At 55.9% G+C, this 24,411-nt stretch carries 23 protein-coding genes; 16 read left to right on the plus strand and 7 right to left on the minus strand.

What is annotated here, in order from left to right; all coding sequences use genetic code 11:
• The first annotated feature begins 16 nt into the window (after nucleotides 1-16).
• From DS878_RS14005 to DS878_RS14030, 5 genes are read left to right on the plus strand one after another with little or no spacing between them, the layout of a single operon-like run.
• Nucleotides 17-658, plus strand: coding sequence for a penicillin-binding protein activator LpoB (locus DS878_RS14005; protein WP_113816530.1), 642 nt, complete (start codon nucleotides 17-19; stop codon nucleotides 656-658).
• Nucleotides 642-1,898: a hypothetical protein gene (locus DS878_RS14010; RefSeq protein WP_113816531.1), complete on the plus strand. Its 1,257-nt coding sequence runs from the start codon at nucleotides 642-644 to the stop codon at nucleotides 1,896-1,898. Before DS878_RS14005 ends, DS878_RS14010 begins: the two co-directional genes overlap by 17 nt.
• Entirely contained in the window at nucleotides 1,882-2,343 is a 462-nt protein-coding gene (locus DS878_RS14015; RefSeq protein ID WP_113816532.1) for a YcfL family protein, read from the plus strand. Before DS878_RS14010 ends, DS878_RS14015 begins: the two co-directional genes overlap by 17 nt.
• Nucleotides 2,343-3,161 carry a hypothetical protein gene (locus tag DS878_RS14020; RefSeq protein ID WP_113816533.1) on the plus strand — a complete coding sequence of 273 codons (819 nt, stop codon included), beginning with the start codon at nucleotides 2,343-2,345 and terminating at the stop codon, nucleotides 3,159-3,161. Before DS878_RS14015 ends, DS878_RS14020 begins: the two co-directional genes overlap by 1 nt.
• A 41-nt stretch (nucleotides 3,162-3,202) precedes the next feature.
• Entirely contained in the window at nucleotides 3,203-4,339 is a 1,137-nt protein-coding gene (locus DS878_RS14030; RefSeq protein ID WP_148707080.1) for a S41 family peptidase, read from the plus strand.
• A gap of 5 nt (nucleotides 4,340-4,344) precedes the next feature.
• On the opposite strand, the gene DS878_RS14035 is transcribed toward DS878_RS14030, so the two are convergent.
• Nucleotides 4,345-5,247: an acyltransferase gene (locus DS878_RS14035; protein WP_113816722.1), complete on the minus strand. Its 903-nt coding sequence runs from the start codon at nucleotides 5,245-5,247 to the stop codon at nucleotides 4,345-4,347.
• A gap of 121 nt (nucleotides 5,248-5,368) precedes the next feature.
• Here DS878_RS14035 and DS878_RS14040 point away from each other — a divergent pair, with 121 nt between their 5' ends.
• From DS878_RS14040 to DS878_RS14055, 4 genes are all read left to right on the plus strand, one after another.
• Nucleotides 5,369-6,280, plus strand: a complete 912-nt coding sequence (locus DS878_RS14040; RefSeq protein WP_113816536.1) for a LysR family transcriptional regulator — start codon at nucleotides 5,369-5,371, stop codon at nucleotides 6,278-6,280.
• 212 nt (nucleotides 6,281-6,492) lie between these two features.
• Entirely contained in the window at nucleotides 6,493-7,716 is a 1,224-nt protein-coding gene (locus DS878_RS14045) for a Bcr/CflA family multidrug efflux MFS transporter (RefSeq protein ID WP_113816537.1), read from the plus strand.
• Between the two features lie 111 nt (nucleotides 7,717-7,827).
• Complete coding sequence (tpx, locus tag DS878_RS14050) at nucleotides 7,828-8,325, plus strand: thiol peroxidase (protein WP_113816538.1); 498 nt, start codon at nucleotides 7,828-7,830, stop codon at nucleotides 8,323-8,325.
• Between the two features lie 159 nt (nucleotides 8,326-8,484).
• Complete coding sequence (locus DS878_RS14055; protein ID WP_113816723.1) at nucleotides 8,485-9,777, plus strand: MATE family efflux transporter; 1,293 nt, start codon at nucleotides 8,485-8,487, stop codon at nucleotides 9,775-9,777.
• On the opposite strand, the gene DS878_RS14060 is transcribed toward DS878_RS14055, so the two are convergent.
• Entirely contained in the window at nucleotides 9,763-10,188 is a 426-nt protein-coding gene (locus tag DS878_RS14060; RefSeq protein ID WP_113816539.1) for a thioesterase family protein, read from the minus strand. The genes DS878_RS14055 and DS878_RS14060 overlap by 15 nt on opposite strands.
• 194 nt (nucleotides 10,189-10,382) lie before the next feature.
• Between DS878_RS14060 and DS878_RS14065 the strand changes: the two genes are divergently transcribed.
• Nucleotides 10,383-12,020, plus strand: coding sequence for an MBL fold metallo-hydrolase (locus DS878_RS14065; RefSeq protein WP_113816724.1), 1,638 nt, complete (start codon nucleotides 10,383-10,385; stop codon nucleotides 12,018-12,020).
• Between the two features lie 35 nt (nucleotides 12,021-12,055).
• Here the strand turns inward: DS878_RS14065 and DS878_RS14070 are convergent, their stop codons facing one another.
• Nucleotides 12,056-12,214, minus strand: coding sequence for a YqaE/Pmp3 family membrane protein (locus DS878_RS14070; RefSeq protein ID WP_096782488.1), 159 nt, complete (start codon nucleotides 12,212-12,214; stop codon nucleotides 12,056-12,058).
• A 202-nt stretch (nucleotides 12,215-12,416) separates the two neighbouring features.
• On the opposite strand from DS878_RS14070, the gene DS878_RS14075 reads away from it, so the two are divergent.
• Both DS878_RS14075 and DS878_RS14080 read left to right on the plus strand, forming a co-directional pair.
• A complete protein-coding gene (locus tag DS878_RS14075) occupies nucleotides 12,417-13,868 on the plus strand; it encodes a succinylglutamate desuccinylase/aspartoacylase family protein (RefSeq protein ID WP_113816540.1) in 1,452 nt (483 codons plus the stop codon).
• Between the two features lie 47 nt (nucleotides 13,869-13,915).
• Nucleotides 13,916-14,836, plus strand: a complete 921-nt coding sequence (locus tag DS878_RS14080; protein WP_113816541.1) for a DMT family transporter — start codon at nucleotides 13,916-13,918, stop codon at nucleotides 14,834-14,836.
• Nucleotides 14,837-14,856: 20 nt separating this feature from the next.
• On the opposite strand, the gene DS878_RS14085 is transcribed toward DS878_RS14080, so the two are convergent.
• A complete protein-coding gene (locus tag DS878_RS14085) occupies nucleotides 14,857-16,050 on the minus strand; it encodes a MalY/PatB family protein (protein ID WP_113816542.1) in 1,194 nt (397 codons plus the stop codon).
• A 130-nt stretch (nucleotides 16,051-16,180) separates the two neighbouring features.
• Here DS878_RS14085 and DS878_RS14090 point away from each other — a divergent pair, with 130 nt between their 5' ends.
• Nucleotides 16,181-17,068 carry an AEC family transporter gene (locus tag DS878_RS14090; RefSeq protein WP_113816543.1) on the plus strand — a complete coding sequence of 296 codons (888 nt, stop codon included), beginning with the start codon at nucleotides 16,181-16,183 and terminating at the stop codon, nucleotides 17,066-17,068.
• A gap of 4 nt (nucleotides 17,069-17,072) precedes the next feature.
• On the opposite strand, the gene ppk2 is transcribed toward DS878_RS14090, so the two are convergent.
• Nucleotides 17,073-18,104, minus strand: a complete 1,032-nt coding sequence (gene ppk2, locus DS878_RS14095; protein ID WP_113816544.1) for a polyphosphate kinase 2 — start codon at nucleotides 18,102-18,104, stop codon at nucleotides 17,073-17,075.
• A gap of 181 nt (nucleotides 18,105-18,285) precedes the next feature.
• Between ppk2 and DS878_RS14100 the strand changes: the two genes are divergently transcribed.
• Nucleotides 18,286-19,176, plus strand: coding sequence for a prenyltransferase (locus DS878_RS14100; RefSeq protein ID WP_113816545.1), 891 nt, complete (start codon nucleotides 18,286-18,288; stop codon nucleotides 19,174-19,176).
• A gap of 126 nt (nucleotides 19,177-19,302) precedes the next feature.
• Nucleotides 19,303-21,804, plus strand: a complete 2,502-nt coding sequence (locus DS878_RS14105; RefSeq protein ID WP_113816546.1) for an acyl-CoA dehydrogenase — start codon at nucleotides 19,303-19,305, stop codon at nucleotides 21,802-21,804.
• 186 nt (nucleotides 21,805-21,990) lie between these two features.
• Here DS878_RS14105 and DS878_RS14110 read toward each other — a convergent pair whose 3' ends face one another.
• Nucleotides 21,991-22,941 carry a LysR family transcriptional regulator gene (locus DS878_RS14110; RefSeq protein ID WP_113816547.1) on the minus strand — a complete coding sequence of 317 codons (951 nt, stop codon included), beginning with the start codon at nucleotides 22,939-22,941 and terminating at the stop codon, nucleotides 21,991-21,993.
• A 125-nt stretch (nucleotides 22,942-23,066) separates the two neighbouring features.
• On the opposite strand from DS878_RS14110, the gene DS878_RS14115 reads away from it, so the two are divergent.
• Nucleotides 23,067-24,005 (plus strand): DMT family transporter, encoded by a 939-nt coding sequence (locus tag DS878_RS14115; protein WP_113816548.1) that lies wholly within the window; start codon nucleotides 23,067-23,069, stop codon nucleotides 24,003-24,005.
• Here the strand turns inward: DS878_RS14115 and DS878_RS14120 are convergent.
• The gene (locus DS878_RS14120) at nucleotides 23,983-24,282 is read right to left on the minus strand and encodes a hypothetical protein (RefSeq protein ID WP_148707081.1); all 300 of its coding nucleotides are present in this window, start codon (nucleotides 24,280-24,282) and stop codon (nucleotides 23,983-23,985) included. The genes DS878_RS14115 and DS878_RS14120 overlap by 23 nt on opposite strands.
• Nucleotides 24,283-24,411: the final 129 nt, after the last annotated feature.

Here is a 24,411-nt window from a genome sequence, read left to right on the forward strand (position 1 = left end):
GATAATGGAGAACAACATGTTCAAAAAGAATGCCTTTATTGCGGCTTGCACCTTTGCAGCAACGTCAATTCTGGTTTCGGGCTGTGCCAGCAACATTGAAAACGTACAGGGTAAGCCAACGGTATATGAGGACGCCTCAACCACAGGCAGCGTTGGTGGCGTTGGCATCGAAAGCCAGGACGTGGTTGCCATGACTGACCAGATGATGCGGGACATGCTGGCTAACCCGATGCTGACCGGGCGCGCCACACCGCCTCGGATCATCATCGACAACGAGTACCTCAAGAACGAAAGCACCTCGGTAATCAACACCAACATGCTCACCGACCGCCTGCGCATCGAGCTCAACCGCGCTGCCAACGGCCGCATGGTCTTTGTCGGTCGCCATTTCTCGGATATGGTTCAGAAAGAACGCGATCTGAAGCGCGATGGCGCAGTGGATGGCGGCACCATCCGCCAGACCGCCGCCCAGGCCGGCGCCGACTTCCGCCTTGGCGGCCGCATCTCATCACTGGATGCAATTGACCGCGACACCGGGACCAAGTCCCGCTACAGCCAGATCACCTTCGAGATGATCGATCTTGAGCTGGGCACCATTGTCTGGAGCGGACTTTACGAAATGAGGAAGGCGGCCCGTGACAATGTGGTTTATCGATAAGACGTGGCTGAAACCCGTGCTGGCGACTGCAATCGCCGGCACACTGGTCGGCTGCGCCAGCGGTCCGAAAGTCTATGACCGGGCAACACTGGCATCTTCTGAACAGTCGCTGGTAGATAGCAAACCCGATGTTTTACAGGCTGATTTCCAGAACCTGTTCGAAGAGGGCCAGCGCAACAAGGTTCTGAACCTGATGGAGATCGGGGTGAAGGCCTATCGCGCCGGCTATCGTCAGGAAGCCAGGAACACCCTGACCCAGGCGAGGTTGGAAATCGAAAGCGTTTACGCCGACACCGATTCTGCACGTAAAGCCCGGAGCATCTGGTACGAAGAAGCCGAGAAAGACTTCAAGGGCGAACCCTACGAGCGCGCCATGGTCTATTTCTACCTTGGCCTGATCTACCTGGAAGAAGGCGATTACGGCAACGCCCGGGCCAGTTTTCTGGCCGGGCTGCTGCAGGACGCATTCGCCGAGGAAGAGCAGAACAGCACCGATTTCGCGCTGTTGCTTTATCTTGCCGGCTGGTCCGCGCTCCAGATGGGCAGTGATCAACTGGCTCGGGAGCATTTCGAGGAGCTGAAGCTTTACCGCCCGGACGCGCCGATACCCGACGCTGACGACAATGCGCTTCTGATTGTGGAAACCGGCAAGTCCCCCCGCAAGCTCGGTGACGGTGTTGGTCACTACCAGTTGGTCTACCGCCGCGGCAAGAAATTCCAGGATGTCTCTGCCGAAGTCCGTAACGGGAAAGAATGGTTGCCGCTGTACCCTATGGAAGACATTTTCTTCCAGGCGTCCACCCGTGGCGGTCGCGCCATAGACCGGATAGTAGAAGGGCAGATCCAGTTCAAGGAGAACACCCGGGCAGTTGGCTCTACCCTTAGCTCCGCCAGCCAGAACAGTATGCTGGCCGGTTTCAGTGCTGCTGCTGGTGGCGCAGTGGGCGCGGGATTCGCGGCTATCAGTCTGATCAGCGTCGCAGCAGATGGCATGTCGGCATCCGCAAACACTCGGGCAGACATCCGTTACTGGAAAGGTTTGCCAGACACCATACACCTGATGCCGGTGACAGCTGCCAGTGGGGACCCGGTTACAGTCCGGTTCCTGGACAAATATGGCCAGCCTGTTCCCGGTCTTACCGATAACACCGAGTTCAAATTTGATGGTCGCGGGGCGGGCCTGGCTTTCGCCACTTCCCGTCGTCCAATACAGGAGAAAACCCATGATCAAGCTGATTAAACCCCTTGCCGCGGTAGCGACCTGTCTCAGCCTGCTAACCGGTTGCGCAAGCCAATCCTCCAGCAGCACCGAACTGATCGAACGTACAGCGCCGATTACCATGAATTCCGTGGCCTTTACCGATTACGACCTCAAGCGCACATGGCCCCGCGGCTTCGGCCAAATGGAAAACGGAGAGAGCTATCGCCTGTCACTGGTCCAGCATGGTCAGCGACCGAGTGCTACCGGCACCACCGAGGTGTATGTGGTCCTGCGTAACCACACCGACTATGACTACCAGATTGAGGCCCGGACCCAGTTCTTTGATCAGGATGGTGTGCCAGTGGATGTAAAACCGACCTGGCAGCGTTCTACGGTGCCCGCTAACAGCCTGGCCACCTACCGCGAACTCTCCACCACGACTCAACCGCTGCAATACCGTGTGGAAGTCCGGGAGGTTAACTGATGAAACGACTGGCTCTGGCACTCTGTATGCCCCTGCTGGCGCCAGGTTTCGTCCTGGCCGCCAGCCAGCCCCATGAGGCAGCACCGATGATAGCGCCGGCCCAAAAGCCACTGACTGACGAGGACCTGAAAAACGATCGCTCCGCTCCTCAGCGAGCAGAGAGTGCTGAGGTTATTATCACACGGTTCAAGGCAGCCTTTGGCAACCAGCCACCGCGCATGGCTGTTTTCTGGAACCGGGCGTTTGACGATCAGGTCAGTGACTGGAGCAGTAACACCCGTGGCGTAGTCTCAACGCGAGGTTCCCTGAATGGCGAAGTTCCAGACGGCAACGTCAACCTTCAGGCACAGGGCCAGATGGCAGCGCAGGGAGAATATCGCTCGAATCGCAGCGTAGGCCTGGCGGGGGCAGCGTTTGAACTCCAGAGTGGTCTGGTCAGCCAGATGATCCAGGCTGGCGTCACTGTAGTGGATCGGGCTGCGATCATGCGCATTACCGATAACACACTGGAAACCGGCGACTTCTCCCGCCTGTCTCCGGATCAGCGCCGACTGGAAATGCGAGCACTGGGCGAACACGCCGACATGTTGCTGGTATTTCGGAAACTGGCCCATGACAAATTCGAGGTTGAAGTTCTGGATATTCGGGATGGCCAAATTCGCGCCATGCTCAGCTCTAACGGCGTGCCACCCGAAAAAGACAAGACCCGCCAGTGGAAAGCCACTGACCATGGCTTCCAGAAAGTTGAGCAGACCGTCACCCTGGACGAAATCGGCCAGGAACTGGCACTGCAAACCCTTGCGAAACTGGGCCGCTGAAGAAGCGGATGTTTTGAGATTCCTGATAGGAGTTAGACGTATTGACGTCCCCAACAATCAAATCAGCCTTGATTCTGCTGCCATTGGCGGCGGCTCTGGGGGGCTGTGCTTCAGCGCCAGCGCCAGCGCCAGCGCCAGAGCCAGTGCCAGTGCCAGTGCCAGTTCCGAGTGATCCCGCCCAGATGAGCCAGTTCCAGCGCTTTCAACATGGGTACACGGATTGTGGCCGGGAGGACAGGGATGGAGGCATAGTCGCTATTTTCCCGGAACAGACAGCAGTATCCAAATTGCCCGAGTCTCCGAATTACACCTGGAGGTGCATACTTCCGGATGAAGGCTATACGGTTTCTCCCGCAATGGTCAGCAGCCATCCAATCCCTGAAGCCGAAAAACCCGGTGATGGTCTGATTGGGGCAAAACTGGAGCAAACCGATTCGGGCATTTTCATTGCCTGGCTTACCCCGAACGGCAGCGCCAATGCCAGTGGAGAAATCTCGGTTGGTGACCAGGTGCTGTTCATCAAACCCTCCTCCGGCGCTCAGGACGTCAGCACTGCCAACCTTAGCATCACACAGGTAACGTGGCTTTTGAGGGGCGAGCCCGACACTGACGTTCAGTTGACGGTAAAACGATCAGATGATGAAAATCCCAGAAGGGTCACGCTTACCCGAAGCTCCATGTCTTCCAACGATCTTCAGGCATCAATGGCGTTTGAGGAAACGCGCAAACAGGAAGCCGCTGCTGAGGCCCGAAGAAGCCTGGTCATCCGTAATAACTCTGGCCAGTTTATGAGCCCTTACACCAGCGACCGAGTGACCGCGGAATGGGTTAATAAGGCCCTGAATGCCAATATCGGTGCAACCGCAGGCAGTGCCGCAGGTGCCGTTGCTGGTGCCTATGCAGCCAATAAGGCGCTGGAGTCTGTGCCGTTCGGCAGCCTTCTGGGGGGAATGGTGGGCTCTTCCGTCGGGAAACGGGTTGGCCGCAGTACCGCCATCGAAAGCATCGGCGGTTGGGACTACCTCCGCTCTACCTCGGACATGAGCTTCCGCACACTGGCAGACATGGCTCAGTACCTGAAAGCAGAATACGGAAGTGCCCCCAACTTTGGCGACGTGGTAAAAGCGACAAGCCAGGTCTACCCCGAATTCTCAGCTGCCTTTGCAGCCGCGCGATAGGTCCGTCACCGGTCGCGGCTGGCGAGCATACTTGTCAGCCGCTCATCCTTGGCCTGCCAAAGCTCTGCCAGCCAGTTTTTCACGTTACGCCGGTGTTCGGCATCAGTTGAGTAATCCCGACCTTTCAGGTGCTCAGGAATGGCAACCGTCTGAATGTCCATTTTCACCTCCCGCGACCGGCCACAAATAAAGTCCCAGAAGGTGGGTGCCCCGCCAGGGTAGGCAATGGTTACGTCAACAAGCGTTTCTATCGAGTCGCCCATGGTATCCAGAACAAAGGCTGCGCCGCCGGCTTTCGGTGTCAAAAGATGGGTATAGCGTGACTTTTGCTTGTCGTGCTTGGCCTGGGTAAACCGTGTGCCTTCCACAAAGTTCATGACACTCACTGGCGTATAGCGAAACTTTTCGCAAGCCCGGCGAGTGGCCTTCAAATCTTCCCCACGCTTCTCAGGGTGCTTGAGCAGGTACTCCCGCGAATATCGTTTCATGAAGGGGAAATCCAGACCCCACCATGCAAGACCGATAACCGGTACCCAGATAAGCTGCTGCTTAAGAAAAAACTTCAGGAAAGGTGCACGACGATTGAACACCCGCTGCATGGCAAAAATATCCACCCAGCTCTGGTGATTGCTCAGCACAAGATACCAGCTCTCACGGCGCAAATTTTCCGCGCCGGTTACGTGCCATTGCGTACCATGGGTCAGCTTCATCCAACCAGTATTACAAGCCACCCAGGATTCCGAGATCCAGATGATGATCCGGGTGCAGAGAACCCGAAAGCCTTTGTGGGGAATAATAAGTTTCAGCAACGCCGGTATATAAAGTAACAGGCACCAGAAAAGTGTGTTGATTGCCAACAGAATGGAATTGAGTACGCCGATTACGGGAGCAGGTAGAAAGCTGAGCATGCGGTGCCTGTTTTGATTATTGGACCAGAGATGGGCAATCATACCAATCACCACGCACTATGGGCAGTGGCTGATACCCGATCGGTTCCGGGAAAGACACTTCTGGATTACACTGCTATCCATGAACCTTATTGATACATTCAATCTTGATATCCGCGCACTTCAAACCTTTGTTGCTGTTCTGGACGAATGCAGTGTTTCCCGTGCAGCCATCAAGCTTGGGGTCAGCCAGTCTGCAGTCAGCCATACGCTGGACCGGCTGCGCATTGCCCTCGGCGACCCCCTTTTCGTCAAATCCGGGCGCGGCATAACGCCCACGCGCTACGCAGTTCAGGCCGGCCCTCACATTCGCCAGATTCTCGATGATCTGCACTCGCTGGCTTCCGGCCCGCCCTTTACACCGGAGACCACCGAGTTCACTTTTACCGTTGCTGCCAACGATTACGAGCGGGACCTGCTTTTGCCACCGCTGATGCAGCGCCTGCGGCAACAGGCTCCGGGCATCATGCTGCAGGTGATAGCTTCCGGCATTCCCAGTGCAGATATGCTGCGCAAAGACATATGCGACCTGATCATATCCCCCCACGCTCCGGAAGCCACCGACATAATGCAAAGAGGCTTGATGGGGGACCGCATGGTCGTCTTCTACGACCCGAGCCAGCGCGAAGCGCCAGAAACCGTGACCGACTATTTAAAAGCCGATCACATAGCATTGGTATTCGGCACTGGTGAGAAACCCGCCCTGGAAGCCAGCCTTTCAGCCCGGGGGCTGACCCGGCGCAACGTGATTACAGTCTCAAACTTTTCCGGCCTGCCGGAATTTCTCCGGGGCAGCGACATGCTGGCAACGGCACCCGAGCGCATGAGCGAACACTTACTCCGGGACTTTACCTGGGCACCTCTACCATTCAGTTACAAGCCCTTCACCTTGCTGATGCTCTGGCACCGCCGCAACCAGAATGACGCCGCTCACCGCTGGTTGAGAAACCAGGTGAACGAAGTCGCAGCCACCATGAACGGCATCAATGAGTAATTCATCAATTTTACTCATATGTCCTATGAGCAGCGCCCCTGTTATTTTTTTGCAAATCAGCCCCTAGAATCCACTCCAATGTCGAGTGCAGGTGTGGGATGGGCTTTCCAAAACACGCTCCTTGCGGCACATCCATGTGGCGCTTGGGCTCCGCACAGATTTGGAAAGCCCATCCCACACCTGCTATCCCCCAATGTAAGCTTGGACAATAAATGCTCGCACTCACAAGTATATGGACAACCATACTGCTAGCCGCCGCCGTCGCACTGGGACCGCTGGCCACCGATATGTATCTGCCGGCACTGCCGCAGATTGGCAGTGATTTCGGCAGCGGCACCAGCCAGGTTCAGCTGACCCTGAGCCTGTACATGGTCGGCTTTGCCATTGCGCAACTGGTGTGCGGCCCCCTGGCCGACCGGTTTGGCCGCAAGCCGGTGATGATTGGCGGTTTCGTGCTGTTTGCTCTCGCCAGTATCGGTTGTGCACTCGCCAGCAACATAGAAACCCTGATTCTTTGCCGATTCCTTCAGGCACTGGGTGGGTCGGCAGGCCCCGTTCTCGGGCGGGCTGCCATCCGGGATATCTACACCCCCCGGGAAGCCGCAAAAATAATGGCGCTTCTGGCCAGTATCATGGCTCTGGCACCAGCCGTAGCGCCAACACTCGGCGGCCTGATGGTCGCCGGCTTTGGCTGGCACTCAATTTTTCTCGCACTGGGCATTTATGCCCTGATCATGGCCTTAGTGGTAACCTTCGGCATCCCCGAACCCATGCGCCCGGAATACCGCCAACCTTTACAGCTCTGCAGCCTGCTGCGGAACTATCGCGCCATAGGCACCGACATCAGCTTTCTTGGCTACACACTGACCAATGCGCTGATATTCTCAGGGCTGTTCGCGTTTCTCTCGGGATCCTCATTCGTACTGATCGATTTTCTCGAAGTACCGCCACAGCAGTTTGGCCTGTATTTCGGTGGCATAGTTGCCGGCTATATAATTGGCAACCTCTCAGCGATTCGCCTTGGCAGCCGCCTGGTGCCGGACCAGATCCTGGTTCGCGGACTGGTCATTGCTGCTATTGCTGGAGGACTGATGGCCGCACTGGCTTTTGCAGAGGTATTCAGTGTGTGGGCCGTTATTCTGCCCCAGGCACTGTTCATGGCCGGAACAGGCATGGTGATGCCCCAAACCATGGCTGGAGCCATGGCCAACTTTCCGCGCATGGCCGGCTCCGCCTCAGCATTGTTCGGCTTCATGCAGATGTCTGTCGCAGCTGGCGCGGGCATGCTTGTGGGACACCTGCATGACGGAACCTCGCTGGTGATGGCGACAATCATTGCTATATGCGCCATTTGCGCCCTCATATGCTACCAGCTACTGGTTCACCGCTATCCCGCTCCCGGGTTCGAACCACAAGCGGTGTCCGGGCAGTCGTAGCCTTTCAATATCCCCGTGCGGGATGCAAACTCATCCAAAATGAACTAAACAGAGTAAGCTGTCTCTGAACATTTCCGGATAACCATTTCCGCACCACGAAAGGAGCAACCCATGAGCACAGTAAATCTCGGCGGCAATCCCATTGAACTGAGCGGCAAGTTCCCGCAAAACGGCGACACTGCCCCAGCCTTCACACTCACCAACAGCGGCCTGGAAGAAGTAACTCTCGATAACTGGGCAGGAAAGCGCAAGGTACTCAACATCATCCCCAGCATCGACACAGGTGTGTGTGCCGCCTCCACTCGCAAGTTCAACGAAAAAGCCGGCACTCTGGATAACACCGTTGTTCTGGTTATTTCCGCCGACCTGCCATTTGCTGCAGCCCGCTTTTGTGGTGCAGAGGGCCTGGAAAACGTCGTCACACTCTCGTCATTCCGGAACTACAGCTTCCAGCAGGACTATGGAGTCGGTATTCAGACCGGCCCGCTGGCCGGCCTTTGTGCCCGCGCAGTGTTGGTCCTGGATGAAAACAACAAAGTTATCCACAGTCAGCTCGTCGGTGAAATCAAAGAAGAACCCGACTATGATGCAGCGCTGAAAGTTCTCTGATCAGGGCTCCAGAGCGACATCAGGAAATCCTGGAGGAAAAGCCGCTCTGCCCGGAGCCTTTTGGGCGGGCCGGCCTCCCCCAAACCCAGACCAAGGCATCAGCCCGAACCCGTGAGTAACACCGCCCAAACCGATAGTCTCTCCCGCCAGCTCTATACCATGACCTGGCCCATGTTGTTTGGCGTGCTTTCACTGATGACATTCCAGCTGGCCGACAGCGCCTTTATTGGCCAGCTTGGAAGAGACCCACTGGCCGCACTGGGCTTCACGCTGCCAATGCAGCAGCTCATCATCGGTCTTCAGGTCGGTCTGGGGATCGCAACCACAGCGATTGTTTCACGAACACTCGGCGCCGGGGATGAACTGAGGGCATTTCGCCTTGGCGGCCTGGTTATTACCGTTGGCTGCACCCTGGTATTTATTCTGTGCCTCTGCCTATGGCTTTTGCAGAGCCCGATCATGACCGCGCTCGGCGCCGACGCCAGCCTGCTTCCACTGGTACGCAGCTACTGGATGCCCTGGCTATGCTCTGCCTGGATCGGTGCGTTTCTGTATTTTGGATACAGCATCTGCCGGTCCCACGGCAACACAAAACTGCCAGGCTATATGATGGTCAGCACCAGCCTCACCAATATCATCCTGGATCCTCTGTATATTTTTGTTTTTGACTGGGGGCTGCCCGGGGCTGCCTGGGCTACGGTAACGTCTTTCGGAATCGGCTGCCTCTTCATCTATCCGAAACTTCTGAAACGTGGCTGGGCCCGCTTCGATCTGCGCGAACTGGCCCTTGGCCGTGCCCTGAGACAGCTCAACAGCATTATGGGGCCAGCTATGGTGAGCCAGCTCATGCCGCCAGTCTCGGCCATGCTGGCAACCTCAATGGTCGCTGGTTTCGGCTCAGCTGCCGTCGCCGCATGGGGCCTGGGCACACGCCTGGAGTTTTTCTCCATTGTTGTGGTACTCGCCCTGACCATGTCCCTTCCACCAATGATCGGGCGCATGCTTGGCGCCGGAGACATAGAACAGATCCGCAAACTGGTGCGGCTTGCCGTGCGTTTTGTCGTGGGCTGGCAACTGGCCATAGGCTTGCTCTGGCTTATCGCTTCAGGCCTGGTCGCCGAACTGTTCGCCAGCGACCAGGACGTTCAGGAAATTCTTGGGGGCTATCTCTTGCGGGTGCCGCTTAGTTACAGCGGTCTGGGTGTATGCATGCTGATGGTATCTGTATGCAACGCTCTTGGCCTGGCTATGAGAGCTTTGCTGGTAGCCTCTCTGCGGTTGTTTCTGTGCTTCCTGCCGCTGTTGTGGCTGGGTAGCCAGTTCGGCGGCCTCTATGGCCTGATGAGCGGTGCGCTCACAGGCAACCTGTTCGCCGGGGTAATGGCCTACAGTTTCTACCGCGCCGGCATAGCACATCTGCGCATGGGCGCAGGAAATTCAGTCAAAACGTGAGCGGAAGCTCTCTGGCATGGGCACCACTTTTTTCTGCTGGTAATCAAAAAAAACGAATCCGTATTTTGCCAGGGCAACAGGCTGGCCACTTTCGGCTTTGGTCACCCGGAACACAAAATCCCCGCCATATTTATTAAAGTCCATTACCCCCACTTCAAAACGCAGCATTTCCGGAAAGAATGACTCCGACTGATACATGGTTGCCAGGTCTGTCATGATAATACCCGCGCCATCGTTACTGCTCTCTTGCATGTCGCAACTTATAAGAAACTGTGCCCGAGCCTCTGAGAGCATGGAGATCAAAGCATCGTTACCCAGATGATTGGCCCCATTGATGTCGGTCGTTCGCACCTGCATACGAGTTTCAAAACAGAATACATCGTCAGGAAAAGAAAGTTTGATTCGGGCCACTTCAGGTACCTTATCTGGCAGAGTGTCGGGGGCAGAAATGAATAATACGCTGTTGGACCCAGGTGTTCACCTCAAGATCTTGTCGTAAAAATCGGTTATTTTAGCTCTGACTTCTGCTTTTACGTGCCTGATGTGGCTTACATGGCGGATCCAAAGACATGCTGGAGGTTACAGTTTTGAATAATAAGAACTCTATGGATATTCGCCCTGCGGCAACCCTCGCACTGGTTCGGGATACCCGCGATGGCATTGAAATATTGCTGTTACAACGTACCTGGAACGCCGTATTTTTACCCGGCTATTATGTATTCCCCGGCGGCGCAGTAGACCAACAGGATGCCTGCGGACGTAAGCACGCTGCTGGCCCGGAAGACACTGAAATCAGTCAGACCATGAGCCTGAGCGAGGGCGGCGCCAACTATATGCTGGCCGCAGTCCGTGAGTGTTTTGAAGAAGCGGGCGTATTGCTGGCGGTGGATGCAGATCAGCGCATCATCACCGGTGATCACCCCGTGCATGAGGATCGCAACGCAGTATTCAGAGGTGAATTATCCCTGGCTGAATTGTGTCAGCGGCATAAGCTGACAATTCCCCTGGACAGGCTCGCTTACCTGAGCCACTGGATTACGCCTCCCGGCCCTCCCCGGCGTTTTGACACCCGGTTCTTCGTGACCACAGCTCCCGAGAATCAACCGGTCAGCCATGACGGTGAGGAAACCATCAGCCACGTGTGGATCAGCCCGGCGCAGGCACTGGAAGAACATCGTGCTGGCCAACGGTTAATGACGCTGCCGACCATAAGAACTCTGCGGGTGTTGCGAGACTTTGAGAACGTCGAAACCCTGATGCGCTATGCCTGGGCCAATCCTCCTGAGCCCTACCCGAGCCAGCAGTGGCCGGCCACCCGGCGTGGCAAACCCGTGATTCTGGAGCCCGGCGCCCCAGCCTATGACGAGGCATCCAAGCTGGACCCGGAGGGCGAAGGCACCACCAAAGCCGAGATCATTCCCGGTGAGGCAGTCGAAATCGCTGCCGGCGTGATCCGGCTTACAGCCCCCAACCCCGGCGTAATGACCGGGCCAGGCACCAATACCTACATTCTGGGCCACGAACGTTTTACTGTGCTGGATCCGGGCCCTGACCACGCCGGACACATTGAACGGATGATGGAAATAACAGGGGGGAAAATTGATTCCGTGGTTGTCACTCATACCCACCTCGACCACTCCCCCGGCACCAGGGCCCTGAAGGAAAGAACCGGGTGTCTGATTTATGGTCGGCCGGCACCGGCCGGAGCATCCCAGGACCAGAAGTTCGCACCCGACAAACAACCTGAACATGGCGACCTGATCAACACCGATGCCGGCACGCTGACAGCGCTGCACACGCCCGGGCACGCTTCGAACCACCTTTGTTTTTTGCTGCGGGACCAGCAGCTGCTGTTTTCGGGAGACCACATCATGCAGGGCTCAACGGTGGTCATAAACCCGCCTGACGGCGACATGAAGGCCTATCTGGAATCACTCTACGATCTGCTTACGGAGCCTGTGCGGTATATAGCTCCGGCTCATGGTTTTCTGATGGGTCACCCGGAAGCGATTATCGATTACCTGATTACTCACCGACTGGCGCGGGAGCACAAGGTGGCAAGAGCCCTTGAAAAGCTGTCACCTGCAGACCTGAAAGACCTGACAGCTAATGCCTACGGTGATGTACCAACAGCGATTCACGGAATCGCCGCACGGTCAGCACTCGCCCACCTGCTAAAGCTTGAGGCAGACGGCCGCGCCGTGCAGGACAACGGGCTCTGGCATTCTACGTCAACAACCTGAACACCAACCCTGGCAGGCCCCATACCTGCCAGGCACTATTTCTTAGCGATAATGTAAACAGCGTGTACGATTCCGGGAATATAACCAAAAAGGGTCAGCACTATGTTGATCCAGAAGTGCTTCCCTATGCCTTCTTGCAGGAACACTCCCAGAGGCGGTAACAAAATAGCAATAAGAATTCGCAAAAGGTCCATATAGTTCACTCTCACTGTCGGTTATAACTGACTTGCCTGCACACTAATTCCTTGCAGGTTGATTAAGCCAGTGATTCTACGCAGATTTGCCTGAGATTCACGGCAACACTATGAACATGGCATTAAACCTTTGTTATTGCCATGTTCACAACCACCAATCGACCGTTACCCTTAGGTTTTTGTTGATGCCCCGTGAGGAATCATGTTGTTTTACAGGTTGCAAATGCTGACCGACATCCGGACCTTTCTTTGCTTGCTGATGCTGGTGATTTGTCCGGCCAGTGTTCTGGCGGACCCGCCCGTAAGCAAAAAACAGGAAGAGGCATCCCGGGTAATTCTGTTGGCAGAGCTGGCCGAAGACGAAGACGTCGAGGATGTAGTACGCTCTGAGCCCAGGCGCAGTGTCGAAGCTCCTGCACCCCTCACCGGCCCGACACCCGAAGAACCAGCACCAAAGGCTGCGCAGCCTCCCCAGGCAGAACCCAAAAAAGTAGCTCCCAACATTGATCTGAAAGAGGTTGCGCCAGTACCTGCACCGGAACCCCAGGCAGATCCGGAAGTACAGGTAACTCCGGACAGTGGCGATCAGCAGAGCAGTGAACCCCCGGAAGACAGCGCTCCGGCATTATCAGAATCAGGTCCACAGGAACACCTGGCACCAGAGGCAGAGGCAGAGGTTGAAGCCCCCCCGCGTGCAGAAAACCTGGTCCTCCTTGGCAGCGAGGTTCTGCCGGGCACATCAACCCGTCTGGGGTGGTCATCAGGCATCCAGATTGCAGGCCTGTCCCAGCCCACCCCGGTGCTGGTGGTTAACGGTGTCAATGCGGGCCCCGTCCTGTGCCTGACCAGCACAATTCATGGTGATGAGCTCAACGGTATCGAAATTATCCGCCAGACCATGTACGACCTTGACCCGGAAAAGCTGAGCGGCAGTGTTATAGGCGTTCCCATTGTAAACCTGCCCGGTTTCCAGCAGGGCAGCCGTTATCTGCCAGACCGCCGCGACCTGAACCGCCACTTCCCCGGCAGTGCAAATGGCAGTCTGGCCGACCGCATAGCACACTCTCTGTTTGAGAAGATTATCCGGCACTGCGACATGCTGGTGGATATTCATACCGGCTCATCGAAGCGCACCAACCTGCCTCAGCTGCGTGCCGATATGAATAACCCGGCTGTTGCAGAATTTACCCGGGGCTTTGACCGTATGGCCGTTGTTCACAGCAGCGGATCACCAGGCATGCTGCGCACCGCAGCAGTCAACGCAGGCATTCGCGCAGTGACCCTGGAGGCAGGCGAATCCCATCGCATTCAGGAGCACCAGATTGATGCCGGAGTGAACAGCCTGGCCAGCCTGATGGAGAAACAGGGAATGATCTCCCGTATGTTTGTATGGGGGGAGCCGGAGCCAGTGTATTACGATTCAGCCTGGGTTCGGGCTGACCATGGCGGCATTCTGTTCAGCAAAGCGGAGCTGGGTGCAAAAGTGTCCGCAGGACAGGTCCTTGGCCATATCGTAGATCCAATCACCAACGCCCAGTATCCGATTCACTCCAGTAGCGATGGCCGCATAATCGGCATGGCCGTTGATCAGGTAGTTATGGCTGGATTCGCCGCCTACCACATCGGTACAAAGGCAAAAGTTCCGGGAGAGTAGTACCCTGTCGTTTTTTACGCTTTCGCGAATAATCGACAGGAGTTAATGTGTCTTCAGAGAATAGTCCGGTCAGGTCCGCCATTCTTACCTATGCGGGGCTGGTTCTGACCCCCCTTTTCTGGGCTGGCAATGCTGTTGTTGCACGAGGCACGGTTGAAAGCATACCGCCCCTGTCCATGGCATTCTGGCGCTGGATGATAGCACTGGCCATTCTGCTGCCTTTTGCTCTTCCAGGTATCTGGCGCCATCGTACTGTTATTCGTCAGCACATGGGTTCAATGCTGGTACTTGCGGCACTCAGCGTCGGCGCTTTCAACTCACTGTTATACCTTGCTGCAGTTACTACCACAGCTACCAACATAGCGCTTATAAACGCCACCATCCCGATTTTTGTGTCTCTGCTGGCCTGGATTTTTCTGGGTGATCGCACCCGTCCTGTTCAGGTATTGGGTATCGGTCTGGCAATCTCTGGCATTCTCACTGTGGTTGCGCGGGGAGATTTGTCGGTGCTTACGGGCCTGGAAGCCCAGGCAGGCGACCTGATTATGGTTGTAGCTGTGATCAGTTGGGGGCTGTTTTCCGTATTGCTAAGACGCCAGGCGGTCCCTCTCCCCGGGTTCACCTTCCTCAGCACTCAGATCCTGCTCGGCACACTGGTTATTCTGCCGTTTTATCTGGTCGACCTGCTGTTCTTCTCAGGCGGCTTTGAGGTAACCCGTGGCACCGCGCTGCCGATCGCTTTCTTCGCGATCTTCCCCGGGATTCTGGCCTACGGTTTCTGGAACTACGCAGTACACAGGATCGGACCATCGCGGGCGGCCATTTTTATTTACCTCACCCCGGTTTTCGCCTCGATCCTGGCCAGCATATTTCTTGGAGAATCACTGGGGTTGTTTCATATTATTGGCGGCGCGTTCATTCTCGCCGGCCTGCTGCTGGCAACCCGGGCAGGTCCACAAGCCGCTTAAACATATGACTCTCCAGCCCGTCAGGTGGCCTGTCGGCCGCCTGGCAATGCGGCTTCTATGCGCTGCAGAACATCTGCAAGCACCGACCTGGGGCAGCCTATGTTGAGTCGCATGAAGCCACTACCCTGCTCACCGAATGATATGCCGGGGTTCATTCCTACGCCGGCATCCTCGACAAAAAACCGTTTCAGGCCAGCGTCATCCAGCCCCAGCTGGCGGCAATCGAGCCACATCAGATAAGTTCCTTCCGGCGCCAGCGTCTGGATCCCGGGCAACCGGGTGTTTACTGTTTCCAGCACAAAATCGCGGTTCTTCTGTAAATACGCCATCAGGTCATCCAGCCAGGACGCGCCGTAGCGGTAGCCGGCTTCAAATCCTGCAATGCTGAACGGATTACATTGCGGCAGGTGCATGGAATCGAACACAGCTTTTATGGCATTGCGCTGTTCCCGGTCCGGCACAACCAACGCTGACAATCCCAACCCTGGCATATTAAAGCTCTTGCTTGGCGCAATCGCTGTTATCAGGGCATCGTCTGGCCCCGCAAATGTCCCCAACATCCGGTGCCGGGGCTTATCGGCATAGGTAAGGTCACAGTGAATTTCGTCGGAAATTACTGTTAGCTCATGGCGGCGGGCAATATCCAGTACAGCTTTCAATTCTTGCTCTGACCAGATGCGGCCGACAGGGTTATGTGGCGAACACAACATCAGCAACCGCGCATCCGGGCGGGCAGCGCAGGCTTCCAGGTGCTCCAGATCCATCCGGTATTGCCCGGTTGCATCGTCGCAAACCAGCGGATTTTCGATCACTGAGCGGCCACTAAGCTGAATGGAGCTGAAAAATGGCGGATACACTGGCGGTTGTATGATTACGCCTTCTCCCGGGCCAGCATAAGCCATACAGGCAGCGTGCAGGGAGGGCACAACCCCTGGTGCCATCAGTATCCATTCGCGCTGGATTTTCCAGCCATGCCGCTCGCGAAACCAGTCGATGATTGACATAAACAGGCTGTCCGGAAACAGGGTATACCCGTAAACCGGATGCGCAGCCCTCTCCGAAAGCGCGCGGGTGACGGCCTCTGGCGCAGCAAAATCCATATCGGCCACCCAGACCGGAATTACATCATCACGACCGAACACCGCTCCGCGGGCATCAAACTTTACCGAGCAGGTGTTTTCCCGGGCGATGGGCTGGTCAAAAGAATCTGTCACAAGGCTCTCCACAGTCGGTTAGCAATCAAACTCTACTGGTTACTATAATACTTGCCGAATCACCCGGATACTTGCGAACCTAATGGTTTACTGACGTAACCTTCCCCCGACGCCTTATATGGAGTTTTGAATGATTGGCCAGATCCTGTCCACCCTGTTACCGGTGTTTCTCATCGCCGGCTGTGGCGCTCTTTATGGGCGGTTTCGCACTCCGGACATCAAGGGGCTGAATGTTCTGAATATGGAGCTTTTTGTTCCAATGCTGGTTTTTGGCGTACTGGCCGACCAGCAGGCTCCATTACAGGAGTATGCCGGGCTGGCGCTGGCTGCGGCGGTTGTTGTTCTGGGTTCAGGGGTTATCCTGTACCCGCTTGCCCGGGTTCTCAACCTGAACCTGAAAACCTTTCTGCCCCCTATGATGTTCAACAACTCGGGCAACATGGGCCTTCCCCTGTTAGTGCTCGCATTTGGTGAGGCGGCCCTGCCTGCAGCTATCGTTTTGTTTATTGTGGAAATGCTGCTGCACTTTTCTGTGGGTCTGTACATGCTTGACCCACACACCTCTGTTTTAAAGCGCCTGAAACTACCCGTTGTGTTTGCGTGTATTGCAGGGCTTACCGTGAATCTCGCAGGCGTATCCTTACCGGGCTGGCTGCTGCAATCCCTGAACATGCTTGGTGAAATCTGCATACCACTGATGCTCTTTACCCTGGGCGTGCGCATGCTGGATATCGACTTCAGCGATTGGAAGCTGGGCATGCTTGGCGCCATTGCCTGCCCGCTCAGTGGCTTGCTGTTAGCGTGGCCCATGATCTACCTGCTGGACCTGCCCGGCCTTCAGGTTGCTGCGCTCTGGGTATTCGCCGCCCTGCCACCGGCAGTGCTTAACTATATGGTGGCGGAGCAGTATCAGCAGGAACCTCATAAAGTGGCTTCCCTCGTACTATTAAGTAACCTGGGAAGCCTCGTTGTCATGCCTGTTGTGCTCGGGCTGGTGTTTGCTGCTGGCTACGTCTGAGCAGCTAGTCAGTGCGCTTAACGTCCGGATGCAAACTCTTACCCAGTATGTGGTTGTCTTCCTCTATCACGGTGGAAGCACTGCCTACAATCAGCGGGTTGGGGCCGCGCACAACATGGCGGTCTTTATCCGGGTAATTCAGTTTACTGAGAAAATGCTGCATGCAGTCAAGCCGCGCACGTTTCTTGTCATCAGACTTGACCACCATCCAGGGTGCGTCTGCGGTATCCGTGTAGAAAAACATGGCTTCCTTGGCCTCGGTGTAGTCCGCCCATTTTTCCTGTGCTAGCTGGTCGATCGGGCTAAGCTTCCACTGTTTTAAAGGGTCCATTTTCCGTTTATTGAATCTGGCGGTCTGTTCCTTCTCGCTCACCGAAAACCAGTATTTGAATAGATGAATATCACTGCGCACCAGCATGCGCTCCAGTTCCGGCGTCTGGCGCATGAATTCCAGGTACTCGTTGGGTTCACAGAAACCCATCACGCGTTCTACACCCGCACGGTTGTACCAGGAGCGGTCGAACAGCACTATTTCGCCACCCGTGGGCAGGTGTTTGATATAGCGCTGGAAATACCACTGGCCTTTCTCTTCCTCGTTAGGCTTTTCAAGTGCCACAACGCGAGCGCCCCGGGGGTTGAGGTGTTCCATAAAGCGCTTGATGGTGCCACCTTTCCCGGCGGCATCCCGGCCTTCAAAGATAATGACAACTTTCTGTCCGGTTTCCTTGATCCATTTCTGGGCCTTAAGCAGTTCTATCTGTAGCTCTTGCTTATGGCTTTCATAAGCCTTACGGCTGATTTTTGTCTTATAAGGGTATTCTCCGCTCCGGAAAGCTTCTGCGATGTATTCCGGATCATGGCGATGTTCTGCAATTGCATGTAGCTGAGCACCAACGGAGGGTTTCGGTTCAGATTTGGTAGCGTTAGCAGGAGCCGAACCCTCCACGGAGTTTTTGGTTTTGGGCTTGGTTTTTGGCTTGGGCGTGGTTTTGGGCTCGGTTTTACTGGCAGTTACTGAGTCTTGGGTATTAGCCATGGGGGCTCCTCTCTTGATTGCTGGTATAGCTACCAGTTTACGCCCAAAAGTGCTCCTCCAGTGCCTTAACCAAGCTTGCATTGACCCACGTCAGTGAGCGAGGTTGTGGTTATAATCACGGGCTAGGGTATGTCTTTCATTGCTATGGCCCGCCAGCACTGTTTTGTCGAGGAAAACGTCTATGTCCGAATCCATTGCGGTGGTTCGCGCCTCCCGCCCCAATTTTCTGGTTCTTGCACCTCTGTGTGTCGGGCTGGGGGTTGCTGTAGCATGGCAACAAGGCTCCCCACCAGCACTACTGGACACGCTTCTGGTTTTTGTTGGCGCCATTCTGGCCCATGCGGCGGTAAACCTGTTCAACGAGTACGAGGATTTCGTGTCCGGGCTGGATATGATTACCACCCGCACTCCGTTTTCCGGTGGTAGCGGAGCACTCCCGGAAACACCCGATGCAGCAAAGTACGTGCTATCGGCAGCCATAGGCACACTGGCTCTGGTTATCCTTATCGGTCTCTATTTTCTGTGGCAGCGCGGCCTGCCAATGCTTGTTCTGGGTGCCGCAGGGGTCATGCTGGTGCTTACCTATACCCGCTGGATTACCCGCTCTCCCCTGTTCTGTCTGTTTGCACCCGGCATCGGCTTCGGGCCAGTAATGATTCTCGGCACCCTGGTAGCGCTCGGTGGCCGGCTTGATGCTACCGCCATCACCGTATCCATTGTCGGCCTGTTCCTGGTGAGCGAGCTGTTGCTGATCAATCAGATCCCGGATGCGGAAGCCGATCGCAAAATAGGTCGTCGCCACCTGGTCATCACCCTCGGGACTCTTGCTGCCGCCCGGCTGGTGTCCGTTCTGTTTCTTTCAGGCTACATTGCTGTGGTAGCAGGTATTCTTGCTGGCTGGTTGCCATTCCCGTCTATACTGTCATTGGCAACTGCGCCCTTCGCACTCTGGCTTTCCTGGCGGTTGCCGGGGGCGGTCAATCAGCCAGATTCTCTCAACGTGTTGCTGGGCACCAATGTAGCCATTCTTCTGGCAACGCTGGCCCTGCTGATCGTTGGCCTGAGCCTGTAAGACTGAATCCGGAAGTCAGCGGGGCGACAAACAGATACTCAGGCGCTGCCCTTGCATGTGCAGGGACTTTCGCCGAAGGTTAAAACTGACATTCTCTGATTTCATCCAAGATACGGAGGTCTGCCCATGAGTGTACTGTTCCTGCTTATCAGCGCCCTGATTCTGATTTATCTGGGAGTTGGCGGCACCATCGCTGCTCTGGTGATGTCCATTGCCACCCTGGTGGGTCTGTTTCAGGATGAATGGCATATCGCCAGCATTGTTTTTGGCGGTCTTTTTCTGGCTCTGGCCCTGATTCTGGCTATCCCCAGCGAACTGCGCCTCGACAAATTCAGCCGCCCGCTTCTGGGCTGGGTTCGCAACCGCCTTCCCAGGTTATCATCCACCGAAGAAGAAGCCCTGAAGTCCGGCTCTGTAGACTGGGATGGCGAACTCTTCTCCGGCAAACCCCAATGGTCAAAACTTCTGGACGCCAAGCCTGCACACCTGACCAGTGAAGAGCAGGCATTTCTGGACGGCCCGGTAGAAAAACTCTGCGCCATGCTGGATGACTGGAAGATTACCCATGAGCACTACGACCTGCCGGAAAAAGCCTGGAAGTTTATCCGGGAGAACGGCTTCTTTGGCCTGGTAATCCCGAAAGAAGACGGTGGTATGGGCTTCTCCAACACAGCCCATTCAGAAATCGTGATGAAGATTTCTACCCGCAGCGTTTCAGCAGCCGTTACCGTGATGGTACCCAACTCCCTCGGCCCGGGTGAGTTGCTGATGCACTATGGTACTGACGAGCAGAAAAAACATTACCTGCCCCGGCTCGCCGGTGGCGAGGAAGTTCCCTGTTTTGCCCTGACCTCTCCAGTCGCCGGCTCCGATGCGGGCGCGATTCCGGACAAGGGTATTGTGTGCAAGGGTGAATGGAACGGCAAAGAAGTTCTGGGCCTGAAAGTAACCTGGAACAAGCGGTACATCACCCTGGCCCCGGTCGCCACGCTTATCGGCCTCGCCATCAAGGTTTACGATCCGGAAAATCTGCTGGGTGACAATGCCGACATAGGCGTAACCTGTGTTCTGGTTCCCCGCGAAACCGAAGGTGTGCATGCAGGTGCACGACACCTTCCCATGAATACGGTATTCATGAACGGCCCGACCTGGGGCAAGGATGTATTCATTCCCATGGATCAGGTCATCGGTGGCCAGGACATGCTCGGCAAGGGCTGGACCATGCTGTTGGAATGCCTTTCCATCGGCCGCTCAATATCATTGCCTGCGCTGGGAACAGGTGCCGGCAAGGTTGCCAGCCTGGCGACCGGCTCTTACGCCTATACCCGGGAACAGTTTGGCCGCTCCATCAGCCAGTTTGAGGGCGTTCAGGAAGCTCTGGAGCCCATTGCCGGCTATACCTATATGATGGATGCTGCGCGCCTGCTGACTTCCGGCATGCTCGACAGAGGCGTCCGGCCCGCGGTGCCCTCAGCGCTGCTGAAATACCGCAATACGGATCTGATGCGGATAGTCATCAACCACGCAATGGATGTGGTCGCGGGCCGCGGTGTCATCACCGGCCCCCGCAACTTCCTCGCTCGCGCCTATCAGGCTGTACCCATAGGCATTACCGTGGAAGGCGCGAACATCCTGACCCGCAGCCTGATGGTATTCGGCCAGGGAGCCATTCGCTGCCACCCCTTTATTGTTGATGAAATTGCAGCTGCCGGTATGGAAGATGAAGATCAGGCTGCCAAAAAATTCGACAGCATTTTCTACCGGCATCTGGCCCACACCACACGCAACGCACTGCGGGCTCTGGTTCTGGGTCTTACCGGCGGGCTGCTGGAGACAGTTCCCAGACAAGGCAATATCCAGTCATCTTACCGCCAGCTGGCCCGATTCTCGGCGGGGTTTGCTCTGATGACCGATGTAACCCTGCTTTCGGTAGGTGGTGGACTCAAGGCCAGGCAACGGCTATCTGGCCGTATGGCAGACTGTCTGGTGCAGCTGTATTACGCCACAGCAGTGATTAAACAATGGCATGAAGAAGGTTACCCGGATGATCAGCGGCCGCTGGTAGACTGGTGCCTGCAGACCTGCCTGCGGGATCTGCAGCACTCCATGCGCGAAGCAATCATCAACTTCCCGGTCGCTGCCCTGCGCTGGCCTTTGCGCCTGCTGGTTTTCCCTCTGGGAGCAACAGGCCTGAACGGGCCAAATGACAAGCTGGGCACCCGCGTGGCCGCCAGTATTGTTGAAGACACACCACTGCGACAGCGCGTCAGCCGCGGCGCCTACACCACCATGGATCCGGATGATCCTCTTGGCCGTGTTCTCAACGCCTACAAACTGGCTAACGAAACTTCCGGGATGCGCAGCCGCTTGCACGACGCCATCCGCAACCGTGATGAAGACGACCTGGACGGTATCGCCTTGCTCATGGGTCATGAACGTAAGGAACTGGTGGACTGGGCCTGCGCAGAAGGCATTGTAAAAGCTGACGAGTGCGACAAGCTACAGGAAGCACTGACAGCCCTGTACGACGTTATCCGGGTGGACGCGTTTGATGAAGAAGGTCTGAAAGCACTGTCCCGGTGTGCCAAGGGCAAACGCAAAGTTGTTGAAAGGCCCGTTAAGGAATAAAGCCCATCCTGCACGGGGCGCTTAGCAGGTCTTGTGCACATGCTTTGGCTTTGGGGTCTGGAACTTCTGAAAACTGCTGCAAGTACATCCCTGTACGCTTGCTCTTCGCCATCCATGGCTACGGGCATTTTCAGAAGTTCCAGACCCCAAAGCTTTCCGGCATGTCACGTGCCTGCTGCGTGTTGCTCATGGATCGCTGCGCAGCCCACCCATAATCGCTTCATCAACCAGCCAGCGGCGCAATATCTGAATACCGCGCTCCCGCCTGCGACTGGTTTTCCAGGCAAAGTAGAATTTGTCACCGGTTACCACCGAATGGCTGGGCAGGCGAACAAACTCTTCCGAATCTTTCCGGGTACTCAGCATGTAATCGTTGGTCAGGGCGATCCCCTGATGAAAGCGCGCCGCTTCAAGGGCCAACAGCATATGGCTGAAATGCTGAAGCCTTGCACCAGAAGGGATGACCTCACCCTCTGCCCGATACCATGCCTCCCAGTCTCCGGCGGCTGTATCATAGATACTGTGGGTGGATAGCAGGGGGAACCGGGCTATCTCGTCCATGGTTATGGCTGGTTCACTGCCACCTGTTGGATCGGCCTCCCGCCCGAGTTCCCGGCGGATACGTTGCCAGTAATCCTGACTGCATACCGGGAAAAGCCGTTCTACGTACAAAAGCTCGTAACTGTAGGCCGATGAATTCCGGTGGATGGTGATAAAACAATCCGCCACCCGATCAGACAGCACCGGATTTTCGCTGCTCATTTCCAGCGCCAGCTCCACCTGCGGATGCAATCGCTGCAGATGCGGCAGTCTGGGTACCAACCAGCGTACGGCAAATGAACTGAATACCGATAACCGCAACCGGGATTCCTCGTGCCCCAGCAATTGCTCGCTGGCCCGCTCAATCTGCAGCAGAGAGGTACTGATGGCATCCAGATACTGCCGGCCTTCGTCGGTCAGTGTCAGGGTTCGCCCGCTGCGCCAGAACAGCTGTTCACCCAGATAGGTTTCCAGCTGTTTGATCTGATGACTCACCGCGCTCTGGCTCACTGACAGCTCCTCGGCAGCCATAGAAAAACTGTTGAGGCGACCGACGGCTTCGAACACGGGTAAGGCTTTCAGAGGGGGCAGTTTCATTATCTAATTTTCTAATATCTGATTAATAAACATCATTTTATCGCATATTAAAGCTCAACTAGACTACGACTGCCACTCATTATCACCAGTGTTTTATTCATAACCGGATTTCAGGAAAAGAAGACATGTCAGGCAAAACCGTAAACAGCGCAATTCTTCTGCTAGTGCTTGGCAACGCTATGGCCTTGATCTCGGACGTCTTTATCAAGCTACTGGAACCGGGCGCCCCGATTCTTCAGTTTGCGTTCCTGCGCTGCCTGATCACTCTGGCATTCCTGGTGCCAGTGGCGCGCAAAATCGACCGGAACAACCTGTTTTCAGGCTTCAGGGTACATGCACTAAGGGCACACATTCATCTGGCGGGCTTACTTTTCATGATTGTGGCACTGAGCAACCTGCCACTGGCAACGGCTAACGCGGTATTTTATGCAGCGCCGATTATGGTCATGGTGCTTTCAGTCCTTTTTTTCAGGGAATCTCTGACGCCTCTGAGCGTGTTTGCGGTATTCAGCGGTTTTTTCGGCATCATCGTTATCCTGCGCCCCATGGACTTCAACTGGGCCGCTATGGCTGCATTGGCGTCTGCTCTGGCCCTGGCAATCAACGCAGTCATGGTACGTAAACTGCCCAAAGGCCAGACCACAGTGCACAAGCTGTTCCTCAATTATCTGCTGATGGTTCCCGCCTCCGGTTTGCTCGCTGCCTGGGAGTGGCAAAAGGGCGCCTCCTGGCAGCCGGAGGTTCTGTTCATCGCGGCCGGATCTGCAGCGTTTATTCTGGTCTACAACATCACGGTGCTGCTGGCTTACAGGCAGGTGGACGCAAATCAGGTGACCAGTGCGGAGTACACAGGATTGATCTGGGCAGTGGCTATTGGCTGGATCTGGTTTAACGAGGTGCCGGACTGGTGGTTCCTGTTGGGCAGCATGATGGTTGTTGTGCCCTTGGTGTTGATTGGCCTGCAGCAACGGCGCAAGGCGCCTGCCCGGGGATTCAATCCGGTTCCGAAGCAAGGTAAGCCTCGGAACCGGGCTGGTTCACTCAGTGCCGGGACAACCCTATGAGTACGTGGGTGTCATAAATGATCCGCCCGATCCTGGCTTCTGGCGACAGCCTGACTCTGGTGCCCGGTTTGACGTGGTAGACAACCGAGTGGTGATGGCGCCAGTTTTGCTGCTTGGCGCGATTGTGGCGATGCGCGTTATGGGTTTGTTTCTGACTATGGTGTTGGTTGTGGTGTTTTTGGGCATCCGGCCCATGCCGGCCTTCCTCATGCGCCATCGCCGGAGCAGATGCCAACAACAACCCCCCAACCAGACTTCCGATCAACAATCGTTTCATGGTGATTCTCCCGTTGTATTCAGAGGCATATCGCGCATCCGAACCCTGTGCCGGATGCCACAGACCCAGACTATCGAACCGGGAGAAAATGTCAGGGCCTGGGGCCGGGCTTTGCATCATCTTTACTCA

The sequence above is a fragment of the Marinobacter sp. F3R11 genome (assembly GCF_003318275.1).
In the GTDB taxonomy this organism is placed as follows: domain Bacteria; phylum Pseudomonadota; class Gammaproteobacteria; order Pseudomonadales; family Oleiphilaceae; genus Marinobacter.

What these genes read in the sequence shown, in the direction of transcription:
- DS878_RS14005 (WP_113816530.1), top strand. Translation starts at nt 17, where the DNA reads ATGTTCAAAAAGAATGCCTTTATTGCGGCTTGCACCTTTGCAGCAACG.
- DS878_RS14010 (WP_113816531.1), top strand. Translation starts at nt 642, where the DNA reads ATGTGGTTTATCGATAAGACGTGGCTGAAACCCGTGCTGGCGACTGCA.
- DS878_RS14015 (WP_113816532.1), top strand. Translation starts at nt 1,882, where the DNA reads ATGATCAAGCTGATTAAACCCCTTGCCGCGGTAGCGACCTGTCTCAGC.
- DS878_RS14020 (WP_113816533.1), top strand. Translation starts at nt 2,343, where the DNA reads ATGAAACGACTGGCTCTGGCACTCTGTATGCCCCTGCTGGCGCCAGGT.
- DS878_RS14035 (WP_113816722.1), bottom strand. Translation starts at nt 5,247, where the DNA reads ATGCTCAGCTTTCTACCTGCTCCCGTAATCGGCGTACTCAATTCCATT.
- DS878_RS14040 (WP_113816536.1), top strand. Translation starts at nt 5,369, where the DNA reads ATGAACCTTATTGATACATTCAATCTTGATATCCGCGCACTTCAAACC.
- DS878_RS14045 (WP_113816537.1), top strand. Translation starts at nt 6,493, where the DNA reads ATGCTCGCACTCACAAGTATATGGACAACCATACTGCTAGCCGCCGCC.
- tpx (WP_113816538.1), top strand. Translation starts at nt 7,828, where the DNA reads ATGAGCACAGTAAATCTCGGCGGCAATCCCATTGAACTGAGCGGCAAG.
- DS878_RS14055 (WP_113816723.1), top strand. Translation starts at nt 8,485, where the DNA reads ATGACCTGGCCCATGTTGTTTGGCGTGCTTTCACTGATGACATTCCAG.
- DS878_RS14065 (WP_113816724.1), top strand. Translation starts at nt 10,383, where the DNA reads ATGGATATTCGCCCTGCGGCAACCCTCGCACTGGTTCGGGATACCCGC.
- DS878_RS14070 (WP_096782488.1), bottom strand. Translation starts at nt 12,214, where the DNA reads ATGGACCTTTTGCGAATTCTTATTGCTATTTTGTTACCGCCTCTGGGA.
- DS878_RS14075 (WP_113816540.1), top strand. Translation starts at nt 12,417, where the DNA reads ATGTTGTTTTACAGGTTGCAAATGCTGACCGACATCCGGACCTTTCTT.
- DS878_RS14090 (WP_113816543.1), top strand. Translation starts at nt 16,181, where the DNA reads ATGATTGGCCAGATCCTGTCCACCCTGTTACCGGTGTTTCTCATCGCC.
- ppk2 (WP_113816544.1), bottom strand. Translation starts at nt 18,104, where the DNA reads ATGGCTAATACCCAAGACTCAGTAACTGCCAGTAAAACCGAGCCCAAA.
- DS878_RS14100 (WP_113816545.1), top strand. Translation starts at nt 18,286, where the DNA reads ATGTCCGAATCCATTGCGGTGGTTCGCGCCTCCCGCCCCAATTTTCTG.
- DS878_RS14105 (WP_113816546.1), top strand. Translation starts at nt 19,303, where the DNA reads ATGAGTGTACTGTTCCTGCTTATCAGCGCCCTGATTCTGATTTATCTG.
- DS878_RS14110 (WP_113816547.1), bottom strand. Translation starts at nt 22,941, where the DNA reads ATGAAACTGCCCCCTCTGAAAGCCTTACCCGTGTTCGAAGCCGTCGGT.
- DS878_RS14115 (WP_113816548.1), top strand. Translation starts at nt 23,067, where the DNA reads ATGTCAGGCAAAACCGTAAACAGCGCAATTCTTCTGCTAGTGCTTGGC.
- DS878_RS14120 (WP_148707081.1), bottom strand. Translation starts at nt 24,282, where the DNA reads ATGAAACGATTGTTGATCGGAAGTCTGGTTGGGGGGTTGTTGTTGGCA.